Origin of the sequence: Streptomyces sp. NPDC048506, assembly GCF_040651315.1 — a bacterium.
Lineage (GTDB): Bacteria > Actinomycetota > Actinomycetes > Streptomycetales > Streptomycetaceae > Streptomyces.
Map to the genome: position 1 here is coordinate 86,945 of NZ_JBEZIX010000037.1, position 18,509 is coordinate 105,453.

Below are 18,509 nucleotides of genomic sequence, written 5' to 3' on the forward strand. Positions count from 1 at the left end.
TTCCGTTCGGCCTCCCGCTCCGGCACCCCGTCCACGGCCGTCACGCATCGAGACGACTGGGGAGGTGACGCTCAGCCGAGGTTGGTGAGGGGGAGCAGGCCACGCTCGGCGAAGACCTTCTTGGCGACGAGTGTGGCGTTGATCGACCGCGGCATGCCGCAGTAGACGGCCGAGTGCAGCAGCGCCTCGGTGACCTCGGTGGCCGTGAGGCCGACGTTGAGCGCGGCGTTGATGTGCACCTCCAGCTCGATTTCACAGCCGCCGAGCGCGGTGAGCACGCCCAGGGTGACCAACTGCCGCTCGCGCGGGGGAAGTTCGGGGCGGGAGTACATGTCGCCGAACGCCCATGCCACGACCTGGTGGCCCAACTCCGGTGAGGTGTCGGCGAGGGAGTCGACGATCCGCTGTCCCGCCTCGCCGTCGACCTGCTCCAGCACCTTCATGCCGTACCCGTAGCGGTCCTCGCGGTTCATGGATTCTCCTCAGGATCAGGTGTGCGCTCCGGTCCGTCCGGTGCGCTGTCTCCAGCCTGGCCTGAGAGTCGTCCAGATCTGCTCCACGAGCATGACTGTCTATACTTGCCATGCCTAGGAGGTATGGATGGAGCTAAGGCTACTCGGCTACGCGGTTGCCATCGCGGAAGCGGGCAGTATCAGCGGCGCGGCGCGGCGGCTGCATCTGACGCAGCCCACACTCAGCCGCCAACTCCGCGAGATGGAACGCCAGTTGGGCACTCCGCTGTTCGTCAGGGAGGGGCGGGGGCTGACCCCGACGCAGGCCGGACAGGTGCTGGTGCGGCGTGCGGCCACGGTGCTCGCCGAGGCGGAGGCCGCCCTGAAGGACGTGCGGCTGGCCGCGCAGGGCATGACCGGGCGGCTGGTCGTGACCTTCGCCGGTTCGGGCATCAACGGACCGCTCGGCGCAGCGCTGGGCCGCGTGCGGCGGGAACTTCCGCGGGTGCACCTGCAACTGGAGGAGAGCTTCAACGATGCCGAGATGTCCAACGGCGTGCTGGAGGGCCGTTACGACCTCGCGGTCCAGCGCCTCCCGATGCGCGATGCCCGGCTGGCCACCCAGGTGTGGTGGCGGGAACCGCTGACGCTGTTCCTGCCCGCCGGCCATCCGCTGGCGCACCCCACCGAACCCGCCCCGCTCACCGCACTGGGCCAGATCCCCCTGGTCATCTGGCCCCGAGACGTCTCACCTCGGTCCTACGACGAGATCATTGCGCTGTGTCACGGTGCCGGAGTCGTGCCGCAGATCAGCGCCGAAGGCCGCAGCGTGCAGACGCTGCTGGCCCTGGTCGCGGCCAAGTTCGGTGCCGCGGTGCTCGCCGACTCGCACCGTGCGCTGCGCCGCATCGGCGTGACCCCCCGGCCACTGGCCGAGACCTCGACCACGCTGCACCTGGTGTGGCGGGCCGACGACACCAACCCGCTCATCGAGCGGCTCCGCACCGTTCTCACCGACGCAACCGGCGGATGAGATCGACCTCGGCTCGGTCATCCCGCCCGCGCCGACGCTGCGTTCCGGGGAACCCCGGGGTGTGCCAGGTCCCGCCGTCCCGGGTGACGGCGAAGCCCTCGTAACCGTCGAGCCCCGCCAGCCAGCCCCGGGCGCCGGCGCCCATGGCGAAGGCCGCCGTGGCGTAGGCGTCCGTCGTGGTCAGGCGGCGGCCGACGACGGTGACCGAGGCGGGGCCGTGGGCGGGGGCGCCGGTGTGCGGATCGAGGATGTGGGCGCCCCGCTCGGCGGTGCCCGAGGTGGCGACGGCCAGGTCGCGTCCGGTGACGACGGTGCACAGTTCCCCGGGGCGCAGCGGGTGGGCGATCCCGATGCGCCAGGGGGTGCCGGGTGCCGCCTCCCCGCTGAGCTGGAGGTCGCCGCCGCCGTTCACGCAGGTGTGGTGGGCGCCCGCGGCCCGCAGGATCTGCCCGGCGCGTTCCACCGCCCAGCCCTTGACCAGTCCGGACGGGTCGAGGGTGCCGTCCGGGGTGGCGCTGAACCAGCCGCCGGTGGCATGCCCCACCCGCTCACACAGGTCGAGGACCTCGCGCACCTCGGCGGGGCAGGCGTCGAGACCGATCTCGCCCCGCGCGAGCCGGCTGACGGCGCTGCCGGGACGGTAGGTCGAGAAGACCGCGTCGACGTGGTGGAGCCAGGCGACGGCGTCGTGCAGGGCGGACTCGACGGCGGGGGTGCGGGCGTCGCGGATGTCGAACGAGAACACCGTGCCCATCGCCCGCTCGACGTGGCGCAGGCCGCGCCGGGGCTCAGACACCGGCCCGGTCCAGGGCGCTCTGGAGCGACCGGATATAGCCGGCGCTGGTGTAGCTGGCACCGGACACCGCGTCGATGCGGGCGCTGTGCGCGTTGAGCGCCTCCTGCGTCAGGCGCGGCACGGCGTAGGCGGCGATCTCCCGGTCACGGCCGTTCTCGGACGGCGCGTGCAGCACCGTGACGGCCGTCAGCCTGCCCGACTTGACGGTGGCCGCGACCTGTACGGTGCCGTAACGGGTGCTGATCGGGGAACCGGTGTAGGTGCCGTCGGCCGGGTGGCCGCCCCGCTGCGGACGCCCGGTGGGCGACGGGGCCGGTGCGGCGCCCGGCAGGGCCGGGGCGCCGGTCAGGTCGGCGGGCTGGTGCGGCTTGAGGGACAGCAGGATGACGACCAGCGCACTGGTCGACACGGCGGTCACAACGGCTCGGCGCACGGCGGCTCCTCAGAACTCGAACGACTCGTGGTGGATGCGGTGCCGGGGCACGCCGGCACCGCGCAGGGCGCGTCGGGCGGCGCCGGTCATGCCGGGCGGACCGCACAGGTACACCTCGTGCGCGGCCAGGTCCGGTATCAGGCCCTTGAGCGCCCGGGCCGTCAACGGTGCCGAGAACGCCGCCGGTTCGTCGACGACGTAGTGGACCGCCGCGCCACGGGCGGCGGCGATCGCATCGAGCTCGGCGCGCAGCGCGAGGTCCTCCGGGCGCCGCGCCCGGTAGACGAGCGTGACCTCGCCGGGGAGGGTTTCGAAGAGCGCGCGCAGCGGGGTGATGCCCACGCCGCCCCCGAGCAGCAGCACCTTGGCCGACCGGCGACGCGCCTCGGTGAAGGCGCCGTAGGGGCCCTCGGCCCACACCCGGGTGCCGGGCCGCAGCCGCGCCAGGGCCGCGCTGTGCCCGCCGGCCTCCTTCACCGTGATGCGCAGGTGGTGAGGGTGCGGCGGCGCGGAGAGGGAGTAGGGGTTGGCGGTCCACCACAGGCCCGGCGCCAGGAAGCGCCAGCGGAAGAACTGGCCGGGCCGGGCGCCGAGTTCGGCCAGTCGCTCCCCGGTGAGGTGCACCGACACCACGCCCGGCGCCTCCGGGCGGACGTCGGCGACGCGGAGCCGGTGGCGCAGGGCCCGTCGCACCGGGACCACGAAGCGGTACCAGACGATCAGCACCGCCACCGCCGCGTACAGGGCGTACCAGCCGAGCTGGGCGGGCCGCCGGCCCACGAAGTCGGCGCCGTTGGAGAGCTGGTGGCCGAAGGCGAGGAAAACGGCCAGGTAGGTGGCGAAGTGGAGGTAGTGCCAGGTTTCGTAGCTCATCCTTCGGCGGGCGGCCCGCGCCGAGAGGACACCGGTGCCGACCAGCACCAGGAAGCCCGCGGTGGCCTTGAGCATGTCCGGGTAGTCGAGCACGAGCGTCGTCGTCTCGTGCAGGACACCGCTCTGCGAGGTGAGGGTGTAGCCCCAGATGATCAGCAGGGTGTGTGCCAGCACCAGGGAGAGGGTGTAGCGCCCGCCCATGGCGTGCCAGCGCGCTAGGCGGTCGGTGCCCAGGCTGTGGTCGAGCAGCGGAACGCGGGCCATCAGCGCGACCAGCACCGCGCAGCCGTAGCCGGCCAGCAGACCGGTGATCCGGCCGGCGCCGGTGAGCCAGCCCGCCGGACCCACCACCGACGCGGTGCCGGTCCACCACAGGGCCAGGACGCCGACGGCACCCGCCCAGACGGCGCCCTGCGCCAGCAGCGGCGCCGGAGACGGCAGCCGGCGCGGCGGGGCGCTGCCCGGGGCACCGCGGCGGGGGTGCGAGAGGGTGCTCATGGGGTCTTTCCCTTCCGTGGTCGGCGCCAGCGTGGCAGCGCAACCTCTGAAGACCTTCTGAGCAGCACCCCCGCCGGGCGATTCACAGGAAACTCAGAGCCGGCTCATACCCGCGCACGCCCCCGCAGACGGGATGCTGGAGTCACCATGCACACTCACCGCACGCCCGCCCCGCTGCACAGCGCCGACGGCACTCCGGTGCGCGTCCTCGTGATCGACGACGAACCGGACCTCACCGAGGTGCTCTCCGGCGCCCTGGCCGGCGAGGGCTGGGAGGTCCGCAGTGCCGCCGACGGCGCCTCCGCGCTCGACGTCGCACGGGCCTTCCGCCCGCACGCCGTCGTCCTGGACTGGATGCTGCCCGACATCGACGGGTTGCAGGTGCTGCACCTGCTGCGCAGGGAGCTGACGACGGTCTGCGTCCTCTTCCTCACCGCACGTGATGCCGTCGAGGACCGGATCGCCGGGATCACCGCGGGCGGCGACGACTACGTGACCAAGCCGTTCAGCCTGGAGGAGGTGCTGGCGCGGCTGCGCGGTCTGCTGCGCCGGGCCGGTATGGCACACGAGCCGGAGGGCGACCGGCTGGTCGTCGGGGACCTCGTCATGGACGAGGACGCGCGGGAGGTCGTCCGCGGCGGCGAGCTGGTCGAGCTGTCCCGCACCGAGTTCGAGCTGCTCCGGTTCCTGATGCGCAATCCCCGGCGGGTGCTGTCCAAGGCGCAGATCCTCGACCGGGTGTGGTCCTACGACTTCGGCGGCCGGTCACACGTCGTCGAGCTCTACATCAGCTACCTCCGCAAGAAGATCGACGCCGGTCGGACCCCGATGATCCACACGGTCCGTGGGGTCGGCTACGTCCTCAAGCCGGAGCCCTCGTGAAACGGCTCGTCCCCCGCACGCTGCGCAGCCAGCTCACCGCCGGCCTGGTCGCGCTGCTGGCGCTGGCCTGCCTCGCGGTCGGCGTCACCACGGTCGTGGCGCTCGAAGGGTTCCTGGTGCGTCGCCTGGACCAGCAGCTCTCCGCCTCCGCCGGCCGGTTCGCGGTGAGCCTGGAGCACGAGTCCAGACCGGACGCCGACAACCGGCCGGACACCCGCGGCCAGTCCGAGGGCACCTTCGGCGCCCGGCTGCTGCGCGGCACACCGACCCAGGCGGCCGTCGTACGGAGCCAGACGGACGCCGCGGTGCCGCTGTCCGCCGACGACCGCCGCGCACTGGCCGCCCTCCCGACCGACGGCTCCGGACACGGCATCCGGCTGTCCGCGCTGGGGCGGTACCGGGTCAACGCGGTCCCGGGCGACGACCGTGACGTCCTGATCACGGGCCTGCCGCTGCATCCGGTCGAGGAGACGGTGCACCGGCTGGAGGCGGTCGAGGCCGCGGTGTTCGGCGGGGCCCTCCTGGTCACCGGAGTGCTGGGGACGCTGTGGGTACGGCTGTCGCTGCGCCCGCTGCGGCGCGTCACCGCCACGGCCGCGAGCGTGGCCGAACTGCCGTTGGCCAGCGGCGAGGTGGCGATGCCGGCACCGGTCCCGGTGGCCGACCCGCGCACCGAGGTCGGACAGGTCGGCACCGCCCTCAACCGGATGCTCGGGCACGTCGGCAACGCCCTGGCGCGTCGCCACACGAGCGAGAATCGGCTCCGGCACTTCGCCGCCGACGCCAGCCACGAGCTGCGCACGCCGGTGGCCAACGTCCGCGGCCACGCGGAACTCGCCCTCCGACATCAGGGACCGGTGCCGGGTGAGGTCCGGCGCTCCCTGGAACGGATCCAGGCCGAGTCCGAGCGGATGAGCCGCCTGGTGGACGATCTGCTGCTGCTCGCCCGCCTCGACGCCGGCCGCGCCCTGGAGCGCGAGCCGGTGGATCTGACCCGGCTGGTACTCGATGCGGCCGACGATGCGCGGGCCGCCGGTCCGGACCACCGGTGGCTGCTCGACCTCCCCGAGACGGCGGTGACCATGACCGGTGACGAACACCGACTGCACCAGGTCGTCGGCAATCTGCTCGCCAACGCCCGTACGCACACCCCGCCGGGGACCGCCGTGACGGTGCGGCTGGCGGCCGACGACCGTGGCACCCGGTTGACCGTCGAGGACGACGGCCCCGGCGTGCCCGAAGAGGTCCGGCACGAGGTCTTCGGCCGTTTCGTGCGGGTCGACCACGGTCGCTCGCGGGCGGCCGGCGGCACCGGGCTGGGGCTGGCCATCGTGGAGGCCGTGGTCACCGCGCACGGCGGGCGGGTCGCGATGACCAGTCGCCCCGGGCACACCGAGTTCACCGTGACCTTCCCCCCGTCGTCGTCCGGTTCCGCAGGTCAGTGACCTGCCCGCTCCGTCCCGTCCGCTCCGCCCCGTCCGCTCCGCCCCGGCCGGCAGCTGAGGCCGGGCATTGTGCGGGGGACGAGGTGATCGCCGGGGCGGCTTCCGGCCGGGACTCCGGGAGCGGTGCGTTCACTGCCGGTGGCGCCGCCATTGCGCATCGAGTTCCGCCCACTCCTTCTCCCACTGGGCGGAGCGCCGGTGGTTCAGCAGACGGACGGCGGCCCGGTCTGTGCCGAGGAGCAGCAGTCCGGTGCCCATGGCCGCCACGGTGCCGGCCGCGACGCTCACGGCCAGGGCGTCCGCGGGCGTACCCGGGTCCCGTACCAGTGCGCCGTGCCGGTCCAGCCACACGGTGGTGCGGTCCCCGACGCGGGCGCCGGGCGCCACGGCGGTGTCTCCCGTCCGCACCGAGCGGTCCGGTGCCGTCCACCGCACCGTCGTGTGCACCCGGCCACCCGCGCCGCCACCGGTGTCCACGCCGATGCGGGCGGGCGGTTCCTTCGTCACCACGGCGGTGACGGTGTGCCAGCCGGCGCGCTGCTGCACGGAGGCGGTGTGCACCGCCTGGCCGGCGGTCACCCCGGCGACCGGCGCCGCCACCGCGATGACCAGCCCGGTGACCAGAGCCATCCAGGACTGCGCCACGTCCGTACCACGCCGGAGGGGCTCACGCCGCCACGGCGGATGGAGCTTTCCCGGAGCCATCTCGCACCCCCTTCACCTGCTGTTCCGAGGATCCCACCGCAGGCCGGCGCGGGAGAGGGCCGAACGGTCCCGATCGTGCCGGTGCGGGCGGGCGGCAGGCCCGGCCGGGACCTTTCGGCCCTGGCGCACCGCCACCGTGGGCGCCAGGATGAATCAGGGGCGCGTTTCCCACCCGGAGGGCGTCATGAGCGAGACGGGCACATTCTCACCACGGCGGCCGATCCGCGTCTTCCTGGTCGACGACCACGAGGTGGTCCGGCGCGGGGTGCAGGATCTGCTCGATGCCGAGCCCGACATCGAGGTGGTGGGCGACGCCGGGACGGCCGATCACGCCCTGGCCCGGGGCCCGGCACTGCGTCCGGACGTCGCGGTGCTGGACGTCCGCCTGCCGGACGGCGACGGCGTCTCCGTGTGCCGTGAGCTGCGCTCGCGCCTGCCCGGGTTGGCCTGCCTGATCCTCACCTCGTTCGACGACGACGACGCGCTGCTCGACTCGATCATGGCGGGCGCCGCCGGCTATGTGCTGAAGGAGATCAAGGGGGCGGATCTGGTCGCCGCCGTGCGTACGGTCGCCTCGGGGCGGTCCATGCTCGACCCGGCGACCACGGCACGGCTGATGCGCCGGCTGCGGGGTGAGGAGGAGGGCGAAGCGGAGCCCGAAGAGGACGCGCTGTCCGGACTGTCGCCACGGGAGCGGGAGATCCTCGGCCTGATCGGCGAGGGGCTGACGAACCGTCAAATCGGCGCGCGGCTCTACCTGTCCGAGAAGACCGTCAAGAACCACATCTCACGGATGCTGGCCAAACTCGGCGTCGAGCGACGCATCCAGGCCGCGGTTCTCGCCACACGGGGCGGCCCGCTGCCCGGAACGGAGACGGGCCGATAGAGGGACGGGCCGATAGAGCGACGGTGGGGAGCCGATGGGGAGACGGTAGGGGGACGGAGTCGAGCTGCGTCGCCGCGGGCGGGACCGGGCGCCCGGCAGTTCGGAGGGCCGGCGCCGGGGCGTCACCCCGGAAGCGGCGCCCACCACACCAGCCGGGTGCCGCCGTGCAGTCCGGGCTCGACGGTCATCCCGCCGCCGGCGCTCTCCGCCCGTTTGGCCAGGTTGAGCAGGCCGCTGCGCCGGCCGTGCTCGGGGATCCCCACTCCGTTGTCCGCGACGGTCAGGGTGATCCGACGCTCACGCACGACCAGGGAGACGTCCACCGCGCTGGCGCGTGCATGCCGGGCGACATTGCTCAGCGCTTCCCCCAGGACCGCCATGACGTGCTCGGCGAGCCCGACCGGTACGTCCGTGTCCAGGAGACCCTCCATATGGAGCGACGGTGTGCACCCCAGCGACCGTGACGCCTCGTCCAACGCGGTGACCGTCCGGGCCCGAAGGCCCTGCCTGCCACGCACCGCGTCGCGCGTGCGCAGCCCGAAGATGGTGGCCCGGATGATCTTGATGGTCTCGTCCAGGTCGTCCACCGCGCGCAGCAGCCGTTCGCTGGCCTCGGGGTGGTCCACGAAGCGGACCGCGCTCTGGAGGGTCATGCCGATGGCGAAGAGCCGTTGGATCGCCAGGTCGTGCAGGTCGCGGGCGATCCGGTCGCGGTCCTTGAGCAGCGTCACCTGCTCCGCGGCCGCCCGTTGCTCGGCGAGTTCCATCGCCAGCGCGGCCTGGCCGGCGAACGTCAGCAGCGGCGCGGTCTCCGGCTCGGTGAACGAACGGCGTCCGCGGAGTCGGGCCAGGATGAGCACTCCGCGGACCCGTTCGCCGGTGGCCATCGGGACCGCCACGGCGGGCCCCAGCCCCCACCAGCGCGGCGGGCCGGCGGTGACCCTGGGGTCGTGCTCGATGTCCTCGCTGATCAGCGGGCTATGGGCGTCGAGTGCGGCGCCCGCGAACGACCCCCGGTGGGGCAGGACCAGGCCACGGTGCGCCTCGGCGTCGACACCGGACGCGAAATCCGTGCGCAGGCGGTCACCTTCGACGGGGAGAGCCAGGACGCCGAGGTCGGCGGAGAGGATGCGCACCGCGTGCTCGACGATCGTCGCGAGCACGTCGGTGTCGTCCGCACCCGGCAGCAGCCCGGCGACGATCTCGCTGTTGGCCTCCAGCCACTCCTGGCGGTAGCGAGCCTCCTCGTAGAGCCGGGCGTGCTCGATGGCCACGCCCGCCGCCACCGCAAGCGTCGACAGCAGGGTCTCGTCCTCGGCGCTGAACTGCCCGCCGCCGCGCTTCTCGGTCAGGTAGAGATTGCCGTAGACCTCGTCCCCCACCCTGATCGGCACCCCCAGGAACGAGTGCATCGCCGGGTGGTGGGGCGGGAATCCGTAGGACGCCGGATGCTCGTCGAGCCTGCTCAGCCGCAGCGGAGCGGGGTGACGGATCAGCTCACCGAGGATTCCGTGGCCGGCCGGGAAGGCACCGATGGTCCCGATCTGCTCCTGGGTGACCCCGACCGGAAGGAACTGGCTGAGCCGGCCGTCCTCGCCGATCACACCGAGCGCTCCGTACTCCGCGTCGGAGAGCACGACGGCGGCCTCGACGATCCGGCGCAGCACATGCGACAGCTTCAGCCCCGAGCCCACCGACAGCACCGCTTCGAGCAGCAGGTGACGCGGCCGGTCGGTGGCCTGCTCCGCGCTGCGGAGGCGCTCCAGCAGGTCGTCGGGCAGCGCGTCCAGACGCGGACGCGCACCTTCCGTCCGGTCGGGATCCTCGCCCACGACACCCTCCGCTGCGGCCGGCGTCCACGGCCCGGCCACACCACCCACGGTAGTGCGACGAGCCGGGGGGCACCTCGTGAGCGGAGGGACCGGGCGTCGGATCCGGGCCGTACGACGCGGCGCCGGCGCTCGCGCCGAGCCGCGTGGAGGGCCCTTCGGCGGCCTCGGCGCCGTCCCCGAAGGCCGACCGGTCCGCAACAAGGGCCCTATGGCCCCTGACTGCACACACGACGACGACCCCACGCTGAAGGAGCCGGTGGATCCACCGTCCGTGCCCCGCCCCGGCACGATCCGACACCGCCCGGGAGGCCCCGGTGCTCACCCACACCACCCTCGACGACACCGCCGTGAAGGCCCTGGTCGCCGATGCCATCACGGCCCCGTCGATGCACAACGCCCAGCCGTGGCACTTCGACTACTCCCGCGCGAGCCGCACCTTCACCCTCTCCGCGGACCTCGACCGCGCCATGCCGATGGCCGACCCCACCACCCGAGGTCTCCATCTCGGTTGCGGCGCGGCCCTGTTGAACCTGCGCGCCGCCGCCGCACACGCCGGCATCCGGACCGCGACGACCCTCTTGCCCGACCCCCACGTTCCCGCCCTGCTGGCCGCGCTGCGCCTCGACGCCCCGCACGAGCCCCTGGACGCGTCGCTCTCCGGCCTCTACCGCGTGATGCGCGATCGGCACACCAGCCGCTACCCCTTCGCCGAGCGACGGATTCCGGACGCCGTCCGTGACGCCCTCGTCGAGGCAGCGGCCAGAGAAGGGGCACGGCTGGCGTTCCTGACCACCTGGCACCGCGAGGCCGTGCTCGACCTGACCGTGCACGCCGAGGGCTACGACCGCATGGACGACGCCCGGGAGGCCGAACAGCGGAGCTGGACCCGCGACACCTCCGCCGAATCGCCCGCCGACGGCGTGCCGGACTACGCCTTCGGCCCCGCGAAGTTCGGGGGCGCGGCCCCCGTACGGGACTTCGCCGGCCGGCACTCGCCCGCCGGCCGCGCCTACGCCGCGTTCGAGGAGCGGCCGCAACTGGCCTCCCTCAGCACCACCCGTGACGGCCCCGCCGACTGGCTGCGCGCCGGACAGGCCCTGGAACGCGTGCTGCTGCTCGCCACCCGCGAAGGGCTCGCCAGCTCCTTCGCGACCCAGGCCCTGGAGTGGCCGGACCTGCGCTGGCTGCTGCGCGACCCGCTCCACGGCACCGGCAACGTCCAGATGATCCTGCGCCTGGGCTACGGCCCCCAGGGGCCGCTCACGCCGCGCCGGCCGGTGGACGAGGTACTGACCATCAGGCCGTGAACGAGGGCCGTGGAAGGAGAACGGGGCGCCCTGCGCGCCACGATCATTTGCTCGGATGCGGGGCGTCCAGCAGGCTTGATGACAGGGGCCGGCCACGGCGGTGACCCGGGAGGTGCACGCGCTCTCCGCCCCGGAAGAAGGACAGCCATGGAGCCAGAAGTCATCACGGTGGGGCTCGACGGATCAGTGGAGAGTCTGGCGGCCGCACGGTGGGCTGCTGACGAGGCGGACCGGCGGAACGCCGTGTTGCGGCTCCTCCACGCGTGGATACTGCTCGCCGCCGAGGCACCGGACACACCACCCGAACGAGACCAGAACGCCGGAGCCCGCCGGATCGTGCGCCAGGCGCTGGACGAGGTACGGGACCGCCATCCTCATCTTCAGGTCGTCGAGGACCTGGTGGGTTCCGAGGCCGATGTGGCCTTGCTGCGTGCGGCGGACGAGTCCCGCATGGTCGTGCTCGGGACGCGGGCGCTCACCACATGGGAGAGCTATGTGCTCGGCGATGTGAGTCTCGACGTCGTGGGCCGGGCCGAAGGGCCGGTCGTCCTGGTCCGCGGGAGTTGGTGCGCGAAGCCGCAGCGGTCCGCGTCCGCGGAGGGTGTTCCCTCGGCCGAGCAGCCGCGGATCGTCGTCGGCGTCAGCCTGAACGGTCCCTGCGAACCGCTGCTCGCTTTCGCCTTCGACGCCGCGGCGACCCGTGGACTGCCGCTGCACGCCGTGCACGGACGCTCCCTCCCCGTGCACGCCTACGCGCCCTGGGGAGTCGACCCCGATGTGGCCGAGGAGATCACCGAGGAAGCGGACGGGGAACTCCGCGAGACCGTGGATCCGTGGCGGGCGCGGTTCCCCGACGTACCGGTGCAGCTGACGGTGCTGCCGGAGAGCCCGACCCGAGCCGTGATCCAGACGGTCTCCGGGGCCGAACTCCTGGCGGTCGGCCGCAGACGCCACCGCCCGTTGCTCGCACCGCGCGTCGGACCCGTCGCACACGCCGCGATCCACCATGTGACGTGCCCGGTGGCCGTGGTCCCGCACGAGTGACACGAGCGAGACGGGAGCCACCGGCCGGGCCGGTGGACGGCCGCGGCGGTGCCACGGGGCTGCGGGGGAGCAGCGCCCCCCGCCGACGACCTACCGTGCCGTCACCGTCAGATAGCTGGTCTTCCGCACACGGCCGTGGTGGGCGACGACCGTCACGGGGTAGCGGCCCGGCTTGAGGTCGCGGCGGACGGTGGCGGTGTTGACGAAGCGCGGGTCGTCGCCGTCGGCGGCCTTGCTGTCGTCGCTTCTGAGGTGGAGTACGTGGGTGAACGCCGGGGAGCTGGCGGTCAGTCGGGTCTCCTCGCCCGGGTCCGGATACACGTCGTGCCACATGACCGCGACCTGCCCTCCGGCACGGACCGTGAAGCCGTGCCCGTGCGGGCTGTCGGCGTAGCCGGTCGGCGGGGCGTAGAGGTCGGGGCCGTGCGCCTTGCCGCGGTAGTCGGGGTCGCCGGGGCGGGACGCGCGGACCGTCAGGCGCTTCTCGGCCATGCGGTGACCGTGCGGGCCGTGCAGTTCGAAGGTGTAGGTGCCGTCGGCCAGACCGGGCAGGAGCTCCGACCTGGCCACGAAGGCCCGGGGGTTGTAGTAGTCGTACTGCTCGCTGTGGGCGAGACGCACGGGCCGGCGCAGAGCCACGGATCGTACGGTGAAGTCGGTGCCTCGCTCACCGGGGTACAGGTCGTCGAAGTTCAGCCACAACGGTTCCCCGGGCCGGGCCGTTTCCGACGCCAGAGTGAGGGTGAACGACGGGCGTTGGGAGCGCACGACGTGGATTTTGTCGTGGGCGACGGTGCGGCCGGCGAGGGTGACCTTGAGCGGGTACCAGCCGGGCTTCGCCGTCATCGCGAGGGACGTCAGAGCCCCGCAGGCGCCCTCGTGCCATTTCAGCCGCACCGGCTTGCCGAACGCGGGTGACTCGGCGGTCACCGCGTCGTCCTCCGGGGCGCAGCGGACGTCGTCGAGCCGTATGTCGACCCGTTGCCCGGGGCGCGCGTCGAGATTGCCGCTCAGCGTCAACAGGGGATCGGCGGGCTTGGCGGCAGGTGTACGCGTGGTGTCGTCCGCGGTCTTGTGCGCGCCGTGCGCGGACGAGCTCGCGCCCCGCGATGCCCCGGTCGTTCCCGCCGTGCCCGCCGAACTGGCGCACCCGCACAGCACAAGGCCGGCCGCCGCAGCCCCGATCAGCCTGGACCAGTTCATCGTCTCCCCCAGTCGTTGGTCACCCGCAGAGATGGCGGAACGGCGCGGTTGGTTGTCTGCGGACCGCGGGATATGGCGAGAACAGGCTGGTACCGCCGGTCGAACGGTGGGCTCAGGCGCCCGGAACGACCGCCACGGGGCAGGGGGAGTGGTGCAGGACGGCGAGGACAACGGGGCCGAGGAGCATGGGCGAGCGCCGCACACCGCGACCGATGACCAGCAGACCCGCGCGCGACGAGGCCGCCAGCAGCACCGGCACCACTCTGCCGCTCTCCATGTGCTCGATCACGTCGACTTCGGGGAACTTCGTCCGCCAGGTGCGCAAGGCGTCGGTGAGCGCCTTCCGCTCGCCGAGCACGAGCTCCGGGTCATCGGGGGAGAGGTCGGCGGCGTCCGGTACGAGGTATCCGAGCTCGGCCGGCTGACGCACCCGCACGGCCCGCAGGCCGGTGTGGTGGGTGTCGGCGGCCGTGAACCCGAAGTCCAGTACCGGCTCGTCCGCCAGCCCCATGTTCCGTACCCCGACCACGACCTCCGGCTCGGCGTACGCGACCGCCTGGTCCTCGCGCACGGTGACCACCGGGCACTGTGCGCTTCCGAGCACATGCAGACTGACCGAGCCCAGCAGGAAGCCGTTGATGGCGCTGTGCCCACGCGATCCGAGCACCAGCATCGACGCCCGTCCACTGCGCTCCGTCAAGGCGGCCACCGCGTCCTCGGAGACCTGCTCGGTCGTCACCACGATTCCCGGATGCGCGGCGCGCGCCGCCGCTTCGGCCGCGTTCAGCACCTCGGCGCCGCAGCGCTCTCTGCCGGTGGCCCGGTGCGCGTCGCGGACGCTCGGAGGCTGTGAGGTCAACGAATGCAGCAGGTGAAGAGGCAGGTCGCGGCCCGCCGCCTCGGCGGCACCCCATCGCACCGCGGGCACGCTGTTCCCGGTGCCGTCCACTCCGACGACGACTGAGCCGCTCATGATCCACCTCCGCGGAGTCGAAGCCGCGGACCCCTTCCTCTCCTGCTTCCAGCATCGCGAGACCGGGGGAGCAGGCGCATGGGCCGAGTGGCCCCAGACGGTGAGGGCACATGGGCACGTCGGCACGAGCCCGCCCCTGGAACCCCTCGCCAGGAGAGCAACGACGGCCCGTTCCGGGCGGCACGTGGTCGTGGTGAGGTTCGCAGGGGAATCGTCGGCGTCGTTCACCTGGTGCCGAGGTACGCCGGAGCGAGGGCGGAGACCATCAGGCGCCGGGGCCTGCCGCTCCCGTCGGCCGGGATGGTCCACAGGTCCGAGCCGTAGTCGCTGGGGAGGGCGTAGACCAGGGTGGAGCCGTCGGCCCAGAGCGCCTGGTCGTCGATGTTGCGCTGCTCGGCCGTGCGGGTCTCGGTCATGCTGCGCAGGTCGAGTACGTACAGCCGCCACGGGGCGTCGGGCGAGGCTCCCGGGACGCGCTTCTTGTAGGCGATCCGGGTGCCGTCGGGGGAGAGCGAGGGGCATTCGACGTTCCGGTGCAGGGTGGTGAGGGTGCGGGCGGCGACGTCCCCCTTGACGAGGTAGGTCCGACCGCCGGTCGCGAGGGTGGCGTAGAAGCGGTTGTCGTCGGCGAAGGTGACGCCCCAGATGTTGATGTCGGAGGCGCGGTAGCGCCGGCCGTCCTTGGTGAGGGCGAAGGACTCCAGGTTGTCGTCGATCGCCCAGGTGCGGGTGTCGACGATGGTGGTGCGGGTGGAGAACGCGGTGCCCGCGTAGGAGTCGCCGCTGACGAACACCGTCCATGCGACGAGGTGGCCGGAGGGCGCGACACGGGCGCGGGTGGGGATGCCGGCCGCCGGGAACTGATGGCGTGGGCGCAGGTGGGAGTCGAGGACGACGGCCCGGTAGGTGTCCTCCAGCGCGTGGTGCACGGCTTGCAGGCAGATGCCGGTGCCGGCGGCCGCGTGGAAGCGCAGGCACGTGACGCCGGACACGGTGCGCGGCCCGTTCGGCCGGTCTGCGGCCACGGTGGCGATCTCGTCGCGGTGCGGGCCCCAGGCCAGGTTGCGGACCAGCAGCTGACGGTGGGGGGCGGGCGCGCGGAGCGAGACCGTGCCGGTCCGGACGGGCGGACCACCCGCCTGTTGCCGGTCGCGTTCGCCGGAACGCTCGGCGGCGCGCAGGACCGCCGCGGCACCGACCGTTCCCAACAGCAGTACGGCGACCAGCAGGATCGTGAGGCGGGCGGTTCGGGTCATTCGGCACCTCGTTGTGTGCGCGGGTCGACGGTGTGCGTGTGTCGAGGGGGGCGGGGTGAGGGGCAACGGTGGTGTGCCTGGGGGCAGTTCACCGGTCAGGCGGACGCCTCGCCGGCCGGCGGCTCACCGGTCGATCGGAGGGCGGCCCAGGCCACGACCGCGCTGACCGCCAGTGCGGCGGCCGTGACGGCGAGGGCGCTTCGCCCGCCCCACAGGCTCCAGGCGGCGCCGAAGGCGAGTGAACAGGCGAAGCGCGCCAGCGCCTGGCCGGTGCCCACCAGCGCCTGCCCGGCGCCCTGGTGCTCGGCCGGGACGGCGCCTGCGGTGGCGGCCGCGAGTACCCCGTCGGTCGCCGCGTAGAAGGCGCCGTGCAGCACGAGGACGGCGACCGTGACCACGACCGGGGCGCCGTGGACGGGGGAGAGCAGCAGGCCGTAGCCGAGCAGCAGGACGCCGTGGCCCGCCAGGAAGAGCCGACCGCGGCCGATACGGTCCGCGGACGCGCCCAGCGGGATGGCGAGCAGCAGGAAGACGGCGGCCGTGCCGAGCGGCAACAGCGGGAACAGGTGGGCGGGCACGTGCATTTCGCGCTGGAGGAGCAGGTAGAGGAACGAGTCGCTGACGGTGGTGAGACCGAGCAGGGCGGCGCACAGAGTGAGCCGGCGCAGCCCGGGCCGGCGGAGCAGAGCGAGCGATTCGCGCAGGGTGGGGCCGGATGCGGTACGGGGCGCCGGGGTGGCCCCGACAGCGGTGATCGAGCGGGCCGTGGCCGTCGAATTCCCTGTGTTCCCCGTGTTGGCTGTGTTGGCTGTGTTAGCGGTGTTTGTCGAGGTCGGAGGGGTCTCCGGGGTGATCCTCCGGGGCACGAAGAGCACCAGGACGAGGACGCCGAGTACGGCGACGCAGCCGCTGACCGCGAAGACCGCGTCGTAGCCGTCGACCGCCGCCCGGAGCACGGCGAAGGCCACCAGCGGGCCGAGCAGGGCGCCGGTGGTGTCCATGGCGCGGTGCACGCCGAACGCCCTGCCGCGGTGTTCGGGCCGGGTGGCCAGCGAGATCATCGCGTCCCGGGGCGCGGTGCGCAGGCCCTTGCCGGTGCGGTCGGCGGCGAGTACGGCGCTGATCATGGGAAGGCCGTGGGCGAGCAGGAACAGCGGCTTGCACAGGGCGGAGAGCCCGTATCCGAGCCCCGCCACCACCTTGTGCCGCCGGCCGCCCCGGTCCGCCAGGTGGCCGCCGGCCAGCCGGACCAGCGCGCCGACGCCGTTGTTGATGCCGTCCAGCAGGCCGAAGCCGAGCGGCGACAGGCCGAGGGCCGCGACCACGTAGAGCGGGAGGACGGCGGTGACCATCTCCGAGGAGATGTCGGTGATCAGGCTGACCGCACCGAGAGCCAGGACCGTGCCGGGGACGGCGGGCCGCCGCCCCGGACGGGTGTCCGGGACGACGGTCGGCGTGGTGCTGCGGGAGTCCGTGAGGTACACGGGCCTCAGTTCCAGATGCCGTCGATGTCGGAGGCGGAGGCGGCGTTGCCGGCGTGCGTGGTCAGACCGGCCAGGTCCTCCAGGGTGCGGAGGACGTTGTAGTGGTTGTAGGTGGTGCCGCTGGAGCTGCCCGGGGCGACGTGCGCTCCGTAGAAGACGGTGGGAATGCGGTTGCCCGACTGCTTGTTGTCCTCGTCGAAGGTGACGACCAGCATGCTGTTGTGGGTCTGCGCCCACGTCGCATACGCGCCCAGGTGGTTCTGGATCCAGGAGTCGCCGGTCGAGACCGAGCAGTCGTGCATGTCGTTGCACAGGTTCGGCACGACGAAGGAGACCTTGGGGAGGGTGGAGTAGTCGGTCGGGAACTGCGTCATGGTCTTCGCGGTGCTGAGCGGCACGTTGGAGAAGCCGAACCACGGGTTGTGCTTCTGCGCGTACTGACCGCTGCTACAGACGGTCGAGCCCTGGCTGGGCAGCCCCTCGTTGTAGCTGGCCCAGGTCTTGCCGGCGCCGATCAGCTCGGAGCCGAGGTTGGGCGCGGAGAGGGACTGGACCGGGACGCAACTGTCGTCGGTGCGGCCCTGGTTGGAGCCCGAGAACAGCATGTAGTAGTTCGGCTCGCTGGGGTGGGTGAGGGCGAAGGACTGGGTGAGGTTGGCGCCACCCGCCTTGAGGGTGTTGTTGATGTACGGCGCGCTGGAGCTGCCGATCACCTGGGAGTACGCGTGGTTCTCCATCACCACGACCACCACGTGGTCGGGCGCCGGCAGGGTGACGGCCGAGGCGGTGGACTCGGTCGTGGCCCACAGGCCGATCGAGGTGACGGCGAGGGCCATGGCCCCGGCCAGTGCGGTGAGGGAACGACGCCTGCGCTGGGGTGCCTTGACTACGGTCATGACTGTCCTCCGGACAGAAGTGACGAGCGAGGGGGGCGGCACGGCGCAACCTTAGAAGCAGCAGTGTGACCTCGACCGCAGCCGGCAAGTGAAGAAAGAGCGAACGGTGGTTCCGCTTCAAGTGGGTGTTGGGGGAGCGGAGTTCATGTGGGGGCCGTGTGTTGTGGTCACCGTGGTCGGCGGCGTGGATGTGGGGGTACGGGCGCCGGTCTGGCGACTCTGCTCTGCTTGGCGCGGGAAGCGGGCCTCGATGTGACGGACGCCGGCCTGCGCGCGCGGATGGGCCAGGAGCGAGTGGCGCCCTTGATGCCGATCTGACGTCTATGTGATCGAGCCGTGCCCGACCGGGAGAGGCCGGGAGAGGGCCGGGAGAAGCCGGGACCGGGCAGGTGAGAGAGGCGGCGCCGTACGGCGCCGCCACCGCAGCTGTCACCACCAGATCGGAAGAGCGTCGGGGAGGGAAAGAGTGTGTCGTGGGATGTGTAGATCTCGGGGGGCGCCGGATCATTAA

General features: G+C 72.7%; 17 protein-coding genes. 6 read left to right on the plus strand and 11 right to left on the minus strand.

From position 1 onward, the window contains the following. Window positions 1–71: 71 nt before the first annotated feature. Window positions 72–473 carry a carboxymuconolactone decarboxylase family protein gene (locus AB0C96_RS27650; RefSeq protein ID WP_362920895.1) on the minus strand — a complete coding sequence of 134 codons (402 nt, stop codon included), beginning with the start codon at window positions 471–473 and terminating at the stop codon, window positions 72–74. 127 nt (window positions 474–600) lie between these two features. Here AB0C96_RS27650 and AB0C96_RS27655 point away from each other — a divergent pair, with 127 nt between their 5' ends. Next, on the plus strand, window positions 601–1,485 hold the full coding sequence (locus AB0C96_RS27655; protein WP_362920896.1) for a LysR family transcriptional regulator: 885 nt from the start codon (window positions 601–603) through the stop codon (window positions 1,483–1,485). Here AB0C96_RS27655 and AB0C96_RS27660 read toward each other — a convergent pair. From AB0C96_RS27660 to AB0C96_RS27670, 3 genes are read right to left on the minus strand one after another with little or no spacing between them, the layout of a single operon-like run. Then, a complete protein-coding gene (locus AB0C96_RS27660; RefSeq protein ID WP_362920898.1) occupies window positions 1,463–2,281 on the minus strand; it encodes an FAD:protein FMN transferase in 819 nt (272 codons plus the stop codon). The two genes, AB0C96_RS27655 and AB0C96_RS27660, sit on opposite strands and share 23 nt — an antisense overlap. Beyond that, on the minus strand, window positions 2,274–2,714 hold the full coding sequence (locus AB0C96_RS27665; RefSeq protein WP_362920900.1) for an FMN-binding protein: 441 nt from the start codon (window positions 2,712–2,714) through the stop codon (window positions 2,274–2,276). The genes AB0C96_RS27660 and AB0C96_RS27665 overlap by 8 nt, the downstream gene beginning before the upstream one ends. A 9-nt stretch (window positions 2,715–2,723) precedes the next feature. Continuing rightward, window positions 2,724–4,085: a ferric reductase-like transmembrane domain-containing protein gene (locus tag AB0C96_RS27670; RefSeq protein ID WP_362920901.1), complete on the minus strand. Its 1,362-nt coding sequence runs from the start codon at window positions 4,083–4,085 to the stop codon at window positions 2,724–2,726. A gap of 147 nt (window positions 4,086–4,232) precedes the next feature. Here AB0C96_RS27670 and AB0C96_RS27675 point away from each other — a divergent pair, with 147 nt between their 5' ends. Further along, a complete protein-coding gene (locus tag AB0C96_RS27675; protein ID WP_362920903.1) occupies window positions 4,233–4,967 on the plus strand; it encodes a response regulator transcription factor in 735 nt (244 codons plus the stop codon). Then, complete coding sequence (locus AB0C96_RS27680) at window positions 4,964–6,412, plus strand: HAMP domain-containing sensor histidine kinase (RefSeq protein ID WP_362920905.1); 1,449 nt, start codon at window positions 4,964–4,966, stop codon at window positions 6,410–6,412. Before AB0C96_RS27675 ends, AB0C96_RS27680 begins: the two co-directional genes overlap by 4 nt. 129 nt (window positions 6,413–6,541) lie before the next feature. On the opposite strand, the gene AB0C96_RS27685 is transcribed toward AB0C96_RS27680, so the two are convergent. Continuing rightward, window positions 6,542–7,117, minus strand: a complete 576-nt coding sequence (locus tag AB0C96_RS27685; RefSeq protein WP_362920906.1) for a hypothetical protein — start codon at window positions 7,115–7,117, stop codon at window positions 6,542–6,544. Window positions 7,118–7,301: 184 nt separating this feature from the next. On the opposite strand from AB0C96_RS27685, the gene AB0C96_RS27690 reads away from it, so the two are divergent. After that, window positions 7,302–8,003: a response regulator transcription factor gene (locus tag AB0C96_RS27690; RefSeq protein WP_362920907.1), complete on the plus strand. Its 702-nt coding sequence runs from the start codon at window positions 7,302–7,304 to the stop codon at window positions 8,001–8,003. A gap of 122 nt (window positions 8,004–8,125) precedes the next feature. On the opposite strand, the gene AB0C96_RS27695 is transcribed toward AB0C96_RS27690, so the two are convergent. Beyond that, window positions 8,126–9,835: a GAF domain-containing sensor histidine kinase gene (locus AB0C96_RS27695; protein WP_362920909.1), complete on the minus strand. Its 1,710-nt coding sequence runs from the start codon at window positions 9,833–9,835 to the stop codon at window positions 8,126–8,128. Window positions 9,836–10,149: 314 nt separating this feature from the next. Between AB0C96_RS27695 and AB0C96_RS27700 the strand changes: the two genes are divergently transcribed. Together AB0C96_RS27700 and AB0C96_RS27705 are read left to right on the plus strand one after the other, a co-directional pair. Continuing rightward, entirely contained in the window at window positions 10,150–11,142 is a 993-nt protein-coding gene (locus tag AB0C96_RS27700) for a nitroreductase (RefSeq protein ID WP_362920911.1), read from the plus strand. A gap of 147 nt (window positions 11,143–11,289) precedes the next feature. Continuing rightward, window positions 11,290–12,186, plus strand: coding sequence for a universal stress protein (locus AB0C96_RS27705; RefSeq protein ID WP_362920912.1), 897 nt, complete (start codon window positions 11,290–11,292; stop codon window positions 12,184–12,186). Between the two features lie 90 nt (window positions 12,187–12,276). On the opposite strand, the gene AB0C96_RS27710 is transcribed toward AB0C96_RS27705, so the two are convergent. The 5 genes from AB0C96_RS27710 to AB0C96_RS27730 all read right to left on the minus strand — a co-directional run bounded on the left by AB0C96_RS27710 (window position 12,277) and on the right by AB0C96_RS27730 (window position 17,998). Then, window positions 12,277–13,389 carry a hypothetical protein gene (locus AB0C96_RS27710; RefSeq protein WP_362920913.1) on the minus strand — a complete coding sequence of 371 codons (1,113 nt, stop codon included), beginning with the start codon at window positions 13,387–13,389 and terminating at the stop codon, window positions 12,277–12,279. Window positions 13,390–13,501: 112 nt separating this feature from the next. After that, window positions 13,502–14,362, minus strand: coding sequence for a universal stress protein (locus AB0C96_RS27715; protein ID WP_362920915.1), 861 nt, complete (start codon window positions 14,360–14,362; stop codon window positions 13,502–13,504). Window positions 14,363–14,586: 224 nt separating this feature from the next. Next, window positions 14,587–15,618: a TolB-like translocation protein gene (locus AB0C96_RS27720; RefSeq protein ID WP_362920917.1), complete on the minus strand. Its 1,032-nt coding sequence runs from the start codon at window positions 15,616–15,618 to the stop codon at window positions 14,587–14,589. A gap of 95 nt (window positions 15,619–15,713) precedes the next feature. After that, window positions 15,714–17,102, minus strand: coding sequence for an MFS transporter (locus AB0C96_RS27725; protein WP_362920919.1), 1,389 nt, complete (start codon window positions 17,100–17,102; stop codon window positions 15,714–15,716). Between the two features lie 5 nt (window positions 17,103–17,107). Next, window positions 17,108–17,998: an alkaline phosphatase family protein gene (locus AB0C96_RS27730; protein ID WP_362920921.1), complete on the minus strand. Its 891-nt coding sequence runs from the start codon at window positions 17,996–17,998 to the stop codon at window positions 17,108–17,110. Window positions 17,999–18,509 lie beyond the last annotated feature (511 nt).

What these genes read in the sequence shown, in the direction of transcription:
- AB0C96_RS27675 (WP_362920903.1), top strand. Translation starts at nt 4,233, where the DNA reads ATGCACACTCACCGCACGCCCGCCCCGCTGCACAGCGCCGACGGCACT.
- AB0C96_RS27730 (WP_362920921.1), bottom strand. Translation starts at nt 17,998, where the DNA reads ATGACCGTAGTCAAGGCACCCCAGCGCAGGCGTCGTTCCCTCACCGCA.
- AB0C96_RS27655 (WP_362920896.1), top strand. Translation starts at nt 601, where the DNA reads ATGGAGCTAAGGCTACTCGGCTACGCGGTTGCCATCGCGGAAGCGGGC.
- AB0C96_RS27650 (WP_362920895.1), bottom strand. Translation starts at nt 473, where the DNA reads ATGAACCGCGAGGACCGCTACGGGTACGGCATGAAGGTGCTGGAGCAG.
- AB0C96_RS27710 (WP_362920913.1), bottom strand. Translation starts at nt 13,389, where the DNA reads ATGAACTGGTCCAGGCTGATCGGGGCTGCGGCGGCCGGCCTTGTGCTG.
- AB0C96_RS27670 (WP_362920901.1), bottom strand. Translation starts at nt 4,085, where the DNA reads ATGAGCACCCTCTCGCACCCCCGCCGCGGTGCCCCGGGCAGCGCCCCG.
- AB0C96_RS27715 (WP_362920915.1), bottom strand. Translation starts at nt 14,362, where the DNA reads ATGAGCGGCTCAGTCGTCGTCGGAGTGGACGGCACCGGGAACAGCGTG.
- AB0C96_RS27685 (WP_362920906.1), bottom strand. Translation starts at nt 7,117, where the DNA reads ATGGCTCCGGGAAAGCTCCATCCGCCGTGGCGGCGTGAGCCCCTCCGG.
- AB0C96_RS27690 (WP_362920907.1), top strand. Translation starts at nt 7,302, where the DNA reads ATGAGCGAGACGGGCACATTCTCACCACGGCGGCCGATCCGCGTCTTC.
- AB0C96_RS27720 (WP_362920917.1), bottom strand. Translation starts at nt 15,618, where the DNA reads ATGACCCGAACCGCCCGCCTCACGATCCTGCTGGTCGCCGTACTGCTG.
- AB0C96_RS27705 (WP_362920912.1), top strand. Translation starts at nt 11,290, where the DNA reads ATGGAGCCAGAAGTCATCACGGTGGGGCTCGACGGATCAGTGGAGAGT.